This is a genomic window from Mesorhizobium sp. M1399 (assembly GCF_040317735.1).
Lineage (GTDB): Bacteria > Pseudomonadota > Alphaproteobacteria > Rhizobiales > Rhizobiaceae > Mesorhizobium.
The window spans coordinates 342730-348729 of sequence record NZ_JAMYKZ010000008.1 but is presented as its reverse complement, the minus strand read 5'-3'; the positions used below and the strand labels follow the sequence as shown (position 1 = coordinate 348729).

General features: G+C 59.6%; 7 protein-coding genes and 2 tRNA genes. 3 read left to right on the top strand and 6 right to left on the bottom strand.

Annotated features, from left to right (window positions below):
• Positions 1-468: protein-L-isoaspartate O-methyltransferase family protein (locus tag NKH05_RS16810; protein WP_353025770.1), on the bottom strand; the 468-nt coding region annotated here is incomplete at its 3' end.
• 89 nt (positions 469-557) lie between these two features.
• A tRNA-Cys gene (locus tag NKH05_RS16805) sits at positions 558-631 on the bottom strand.
• A 215-nt stretch (positions 632-846) separates the two neighbouring features.
• Between NKH05_RS16805 and NKH05_RS16800 the strand changes: the two genes are divergently transcribed.
• A complete protein-coding gene (locus NKH05_RS16800; protein ID WP_352643778.1) occupies positions 847-1047 on the top strand; it encodes a hypothetical protein in 201 nt (66 codons plus the stop codon).
• 75 nt (positions 1048-1122) lie between these two features.
• Here NKH05_RS16800 and NKH05_RS16795 read toward each other — a convergent pair whose 3' ends face one another.
• Positions 1123-1383 (bottom strand): hypothetical protein, encoded by a 261-nt coding sequence (locus tag NKH05_RS16795; RefSeq protein WP_023676401.1) that lies wholly within the window; start codon positions 1381-1383, stop codon positions 1123-1125.
• Positions 1384-1603: 220 nt separating this feature from the next.
• Here NKH05_RS16795 and NKH05_RS16790 point away from each other — a divergent pair.
• Positions 1604-1678 (top strand) — tRNA-Asn (locus NKH05_RS16790).
• 333 nt (positions 1679-2011) lie between these two features.
• Positions 2012-2653, top strand: a complete 642-nt coding sequence (locus tag NKH05_RS16785; protein ID WP_023720043.1) for a peroxiredoxin-like family protein — start codon at positions 2012-2014, stop codon at positions 2651-2653.
• A gap of 1651 nt (positions 2654-4304) precedes the next feature.
• On the opposite strand, the gene NKH05_RS16780 is transcribed toward NKH05_RS16785, so the two are convergent.
• From NKH05_RS16780 to NKH05_RS16770, 3 genes are all read right to left on the bottom strand, one after another.
• Complete coding sequence (locus NKH05_RS16780; protein ID WP_023720041.1) at positions 4305-4595, bottom strand: DUF982 domain-containing protein; 291 nt, start codon at positions 4593-4595, stop codon at positions 4305-4307.
• A 209-nt stretch (positions 4596-4804) separates the two neighbouring features.
• The gene (locus tag NKH05_RS16775) at positions 4805-5059 is read right to left on the bottom strand and encodes a DUF982 domain-containing protein (RefSeq protein WP_353025769.1); all 255 of its coding nucleotides are present in this window, start codon (positions 5057-5059) and stop codon (positions 4805-4807) included.
• 49 nt (positions 5060-5108) lie between these two features.
• The gene (locus NKH05_RS16770) at positions 5109-5240 is read right to left on the bottom strand and encodes a hypothetical protein (protein WP_280940424.1); all 132 of its coding nucleotides are present in this window, start codon (positions 5238-5240) and stop codon (positions 5109-5111) included.
• Positions 5241-6000: the final 760 nt, after the last annotated feature.

Below are 6000 nucleotides of genomic sequence, written 5' to 3'. Positions count from 1 at the left end.
GCCGAACAGGATCACGTCGTAAGGCGCCTTGGCAACATGGCCTTGCGGCAGCGGCCCCTGGACCACCGTGACATTGCCGCAACCCAGCGCGGCAAGCGTCGAAGTGGCGGTTTCGGCCAGCGCCGGATCGCTTTCCAGCGCGACCACGGACCTTGCCAGCCGCGACAGGATCGCCGCCGCGTAGCCGGTGCCGCAGCCAACATCGAGTGCCGAAGCGCTTGGGCCGATATCGGCCAGCTGCATCAGCTTGGCCAATGGCGACGGTTCCATCAGATAGCGCGGGCCATCGGCCGTATCGGCAATACGGATGTCCTCATCGATATAGGCGAGATCGCGCTGGCCGGCGCCGACAAAGGCCTCGCGCGGCACGACAAGCATCGCCTCGAGCAACGGCGCGCTGGTCACGTCGGTGGTGCGGATCTGGCCGTCGACCATCTTCACCCGGCGTTCGGCAAAATCAGCGCTCATGTTCCAACCATCCGCTTGCCGCGCAGAGGCCGCGGCTGTTTCGACCGGAACTGAAGCCCCCTGGCGCTGACGCGCGGGAGCTCGGGCATTGGAGGCCTCGCCCGGAATCGAACCGGGGTGCAAGGATTTGCAGTCCTCTGCGTAACCACTCCGCCACGAGGCCTCATTGCTCCCGGCGTTCCACCCGGCTCCAATAGGTTGCGGCGAAAATGCCGTCAAGCGGCCACCATGCATTCCCAACGGTTCTTCCGACATCGAGGCACTGCTTATCAACGCAATACCATGCTAGCAATAACATATTAGCTTATCGTTAAGCACGATTCTCGGCGAGAGGAACCCGATACCGGCGGCCACGTTGGGCAGATAGGAGGGTCCGCCATGCGTCGAGCAGCTACGGAAGACGGCACACCGCGCGGATTGTCGCAGTCTGCAGAGCTTGTGCGCTATGCCATCGACCGCCTCAGCATAGAAGGCGCAAACAGCCTGCCACCGCGCGACCGTGCGCGGCTGGCATCGGCCACCGCCGTCCTCAAGGAGCTTTGCGAACGCCTGGAAAGCTGCTTCGACCAACCTCGGTAATGCAGAAGCTAATGCATAGGCGGAGCACGCCGTCCTCCGGCATTTTCCGGCTAGCGGCGCGTCAGCAGGGCAATCTCAGTCCGGCCGCCGCCGCCGCTCCCACCAGACGACGAAACGGCGCCGGTGACGGCGCACCAATGCGAATTCGTAGGAGAGCACCAGCAATCCGATCGGCACCATCCAGAACCCAAGGATCGGCAGGAAGCCGAGAATGCCGCCGATGATCAGCACGACGCCGATCGCAATCCTGAGGCCGCGCGAGCGCGGCATGGTGAACTGGCGGCCGAAGACCGAGATTTTCCGGGCCGGTGGCTGTTCGTCGCTCATTGCCGTCATGTGAAATGTCGATCCGTTTGCATCAGTAGCACCATCAGCCGGAGAAAGCCGCAACGGCCTTTTCCGTTCCCCGACAGGCGAGAGACAGCTCATATGAGGGCGCTCGCCGGCCATTGCCAGAAAGCCCTGCGCCAAAAAGCACCGAAAAAATGCGAAATGCTTCTTTGCAAAGCCGAAACGGGTTTGCTATAGGCTGCCCCACTCACATGAGAGCCTCTGTTCCCCGGTAGCTCAGTGGTAGAGCAACCGGCTGTTAACCGGTTGGTCGCTGGTTCGAATCCGGCCCGGGGAGCCATCGCCTTTTCTACGCCAAGTCGCGATTTTGCACGCCGGCGTGCGATTTTTCCCTACGCTTCGATCTCGTGTCAGAGCATCGAGGACAGATGAAATCAAGCGCAGAATAGCGGCCTCGCCCGCCCCGCCTATTCTTCGCAAGCCGATCGCAGGACTGGCGACGCAGATGCTTTTTCGTGTTATGATGGGCTTGCAACGCGCGTAATCTCGACCTCGGCAATATGGCAGAGGTCGAAAGCTATTGCCTTGGCACAGGAAGCTTTCGCCCCCAGCACTTGATCGCCTCCGCTGGGTGTGCTGCTTTCCCTGACTGATCGCGGCGAGGAGGTTGTCCATGTCTACGAGTAGTGTTGACCGCCCGCTGCAGCCGGGCGACAGCGCACCGAATGTTGTGCTCAATGCGATCTCACGCGAAGGCAAGATCGCGCTCGATGATTTTCGAGGCCGTAGCCCGTTGTTGATCGGTTTGTTCCGAGGCCTGCACTGTCCGTTCTGCCGGCGCCATGTCGCGGCGATGGCGCAACTTAAGCCGGCCCTGCGGGAGAAAGGCGTCGAATGCCTGGCTGTGGTCAATACGCCGGTCGAGCGGGCGCGGCTCTATTTCCGTTACCACCCGGCACCCGATCTTCTCGCCGCATCCGACCCGGAGCGAGCCTCGCACCGTGCTTTCGGCTTGCGCGAGGTCGGGATGGACACGGTCATGGCGATACCGTTCCATCTTCCGGGCGAGTTGCCCGAGCCTATGGACGTCATGGCAATGAATGAATTTCTTAACAAGAAGGAAGGTTATGAGATTACGGAAGTCGATCAGCAGGCGATGGCTTCCAGCCAGGCGCAGCTTGTCGGTCAGTTCCTAATCGACCGGGCGGGCATCGTACGCTGGAACTTCACTGAAGTTCTGGAGGATGGCCTCAACACCTTCAGAGCGCCGAATCCCGAGGAATTGATGTCGGCAGCTTCCCAAGTTGCACATTAAGAGGCTGCGGAAATGGGCTGCTAAAAACTCGCTCGACGGCCACCGTCCTGTGGTGATTCTTTGGATTTAACAATCGTCGAAATGCTCAGCGCCGGAGGCTAAGGTCTGCCCGTGGGCTTCGTAGCGATTTTTCGATTCAACGGTCTGCGGACCGCCCCGACGCTAGAGTGAGCAAGCCGCATAGGCGGGGCAACGTCCGCTCCTTGCCGCAATCACGTTGTTCCGACAGGCGCGCATAAGGTAATTATGCCGCCTCCCCGTCTGCTGCTCACTAGACTCCATAGCGAACCTTGATTAGCGGCCCCTCCCTCGCACATCCGGGTTAGATAACAGGGGGAACGCCGATGTCTGTGAGATCGTGTGTGCGCACAACGCCCTCCTTCGCGAGTGCGACTGCCCGTTGCCTCAAAGATGGTTTTGGCCCACCGGTTGATCGGAGGCGCTCGGCGCGCTCCCGGTCACGCTCGCGAGTCTTGATGGCGGGCTGCGGCGCAGTTTTGAGAGGAATCGGCAGCTCATAGTTCGCGGTTTCGTCCGGCCCGGGGAGCCAGTATTTTCAAGGCTCCGGCGTTTTCATTGTTTTGGCTGACACCACGGTTTTGACAACGCCAAGACCATGGTCACTGCGTCTGGGATTCCCTATCGTGGAAGAATGTGATTGCTGAGCGACGATTCCGCTCGCCACTCCACGAACTGTGTCAGTCGTCACCACTGCTGAGGGCCGGCTATGTAATGGGTAAGCGCCGCCGACTGCATTCCCTTCCCTCCTCGTTGACGAAAAGTGTTCGTTCGAATGATGCTTTTCCGTTGCCCTAAGCGCAAGGTTTTGACCAGCCAGCACAGGGCCTCCTCTTAAGCTCGCTGGTCGTCAAGGCCCAGCGGCCTCTAGCTGCCGTCCCCCCCGCAACCAAGCCGCTGGGCCGCCTCGCCAACGGCGAAGCTTGCAGGCCGATGTATATTAGCAACATCTTGACTAGGCGCCGTCCGCTCCAGACTCAAGCGTCTGGCGCGGGGCACTGGTTGCGATCACGGCCACGATACGTAGGCGGGTCACTGAGGACCGGGCAAGCGTCTCGATTCCGAGCTACGGCTTCCCGCATTCCATCGTGGACAGCACGTCCAAGATCAAGAGAGGTCAGCAGATCGAGCTTGCCAGCGAGATCACACGCATAGAGGAGGAAGGCGGCACTCACAATCGACATGGGACCGCTGTCAAGCCTGACGCCGAGGGGTATTAACCGACGTTCCTTTTAAATTTGAAATGCCTTACCCGAGGCCCGCCCTGGAACGGTAGGTCAGGGCGCTGATCTTCCTCGTCCGGCTCAGCCTGCATCGCGGGCCTTCATGAAAAGCTCCAGCAAGTCGGCGCCAATGCCGAGGGTTGCCATGAGGCTGAACTTAGAGCGGCTAGGGAGTTTCGTCGTCTCTGGCCTTACCAATCGCCTCAAGTAATGAAGCTAGGGTTGGGGTCAGCTCTGTTTCGACTGGCCCAAACAGCTTGTGTACATGACGACGATTGTCTTCGGTTCCGATCAACTCCCGAACGGCGTCTGCAAGGGACTTATGCCCAGCTTTGTCGCGCTTTGTCATGTCGACCGAGCTTCCCCGCCTGTCGCGCAACTCGGAGATCAGGGAATGGTTGCATTAGGGATCAGGAATGTTTGGGTACTGGGCTCGGGTAACTGGCACATTCGGCCCTAATCAGACGAGCGCAGCACCCCTCCTCCTCGGCAGCAGCCAAGAATGCCTTTCGCGCCTCCTCAGGTTCCATCTCGTCGGAAATGCAGGCGATGCAGACGCGCACCGCTTGGTTCCATTTGGGGCCACGCTTGGTCCACTTCATCAGCTCCTGTCCGGCTGCCTCGACGTTGTTCACGTTCCGGGTCATACCGGCACGGTCAGTCGTCACAGGAACCGGAGGGGAGAACCAATGGGTTGCCATAAGGGGAACTTAGAGCGGCACAAGCCTGCCGACCAACCCAGGTTGTAGGGAACGATGTAGGCCCTCGCGGGGTTAGAACTTGCAGCGGTCGAGTCTTCGTGGATGCAGCCGCTGAGGGGGGTCCGTCGCCTGTCCCTCACCGGCGGCGGGCTCCTTTCTGGAAGGCGGTGTTGGTCAGAGACACATAGAACCTTATACCGCAAAACAATTTAGCTATTTGTCGTTGGGGGAATTAACGTCCCCTCCTCCATCGCGGCAGCCAGGAATGCTTTGCGGGCCTCCTCGGGTTCCATCTCGTCGAATATCACGGCCATGCAAACGCGCACCGCGAGGTCCCAGCAAGGGCCACGCTTGGTCCACTTGATCAGCTCCTCGCCGGCTGTCTCGGCGTTGTTGACGTTGCGAATGATCCCGGTACGCTGTGTCTTGACGGGGACCGGAGGGTTGAACCAGTGGGGGGCCATACGTCACTCTTTGTCGGCCCTATCAAGTTCCTCCAGCAAATACCTTTGCTCAGCCGGCAGTTCCCCTTTCTACAGGCAGATTTAGCAGGTTGCGAAGGTAATTGCGGATTACCTCTGAAGTGATCCACCGCCGCACAACTTCGGCAATAACCTTCTGTTTGGCTTTATCGATTTCAGCCATGTTCGGGCCTGCATGCTTAAAAGGACCGAACTGCACCGCGAGCGGATTTGTTCCTGCTAATTACGAAGATCAAGCAGGACGGCGCGCCCCCTCTCGCGGGGCCACAATGAGCAAAATTCCTGGAATGCTGGGGGGGAACGTTAGGCGGATTAGTGAGGCGCGTGGCTGAGAGCTACTCCCGGCCGTCGAAACACACGAACAGGCCAGTGGCGGAAGCTACCTCAAGGATAGCCTCAGTTAGCTCTTCGTCAGATGCCCGCAGATTAGGCGCAGTCACGCGGACTCGTTCTATTGCAGCCTTGATCGAGACAATGTCTCCGCGAGCCGCCCCGTTCAGGAGTGCAGCAATAGCCTGATGTAGAATTGGACTGACACTTTGAACGACACTCATCCGACCATCCCCGAGGGGCACGCCGAAGAGACGACAGTACTCTCTCCCTGACCGACATCAACAGGATGTAAGAACCGTACAATGCTCGGGCCGTAACCGTCAGGAATGTTTGGTAGAAATTTCTGAGCGGGGGATCGGATAACCCGCTCGCGCGAAGACCCCCATGCCCCCTTCCGCAGCGTCGACCTTCCGTTCCCGCAACGAACACCCTACTTTCGACTTTGGCGGGATGGACCAGGCCCATGCGAGGCTCGTCGCTACTCGGCTCGCCGTCAGACCAAACAGTGCCCCTCCATTCAATCTTGCGGTTCTTGTCAAGCACAACGAACGTTGACGTTAGACAATGCTTCGGCCACCACCTTGTCAGGC

Coding starts and splice junctions, on each gene's coding strand:
- NKH05_RS16800 (WP_352643778.1), top strand. CDS start 847: ATGCGTCGAGCAGCTACGGAAGACGGCACACCGCGCGGATTGTCGCAG.
- NKH05_RS16795 (WP_023676401.1), bottom strand. CDS start 1,383: ATGACGGCAATGAGCGACGAACAGCCACCGGCCCGGAAAATCTCGGTC.
- NKH05_RS16785 (WP_023720043.1), top strand. CDS start 2,012: ATGTCTACGAGTAGTGTTGACCGCCCGCTGCAGCCGGGCGACAGCGCA.
- NKH05_RS16780 (WP_023720041.1), bottom strand. CDS start 4,595: ATGGCAACCCATTGGTTCTCCCCTCCGGTTCCTGTGACGACTGACCGT.
- NKH05_RS16775 (WP_353025769.1), bottom strand. CDS start 5,059: ATGGCCCCCCACTGGTTCAACCCTCCGGTCCCCGTCAAGACACAGCGT.
- NKH05_RS16770 (WP_280940424.1), bottom strand. CDS start 5,240: ATGGCTGAAATCGATAAAGCCAAACAGAAGGTTATTGCCGAAGTTGTG.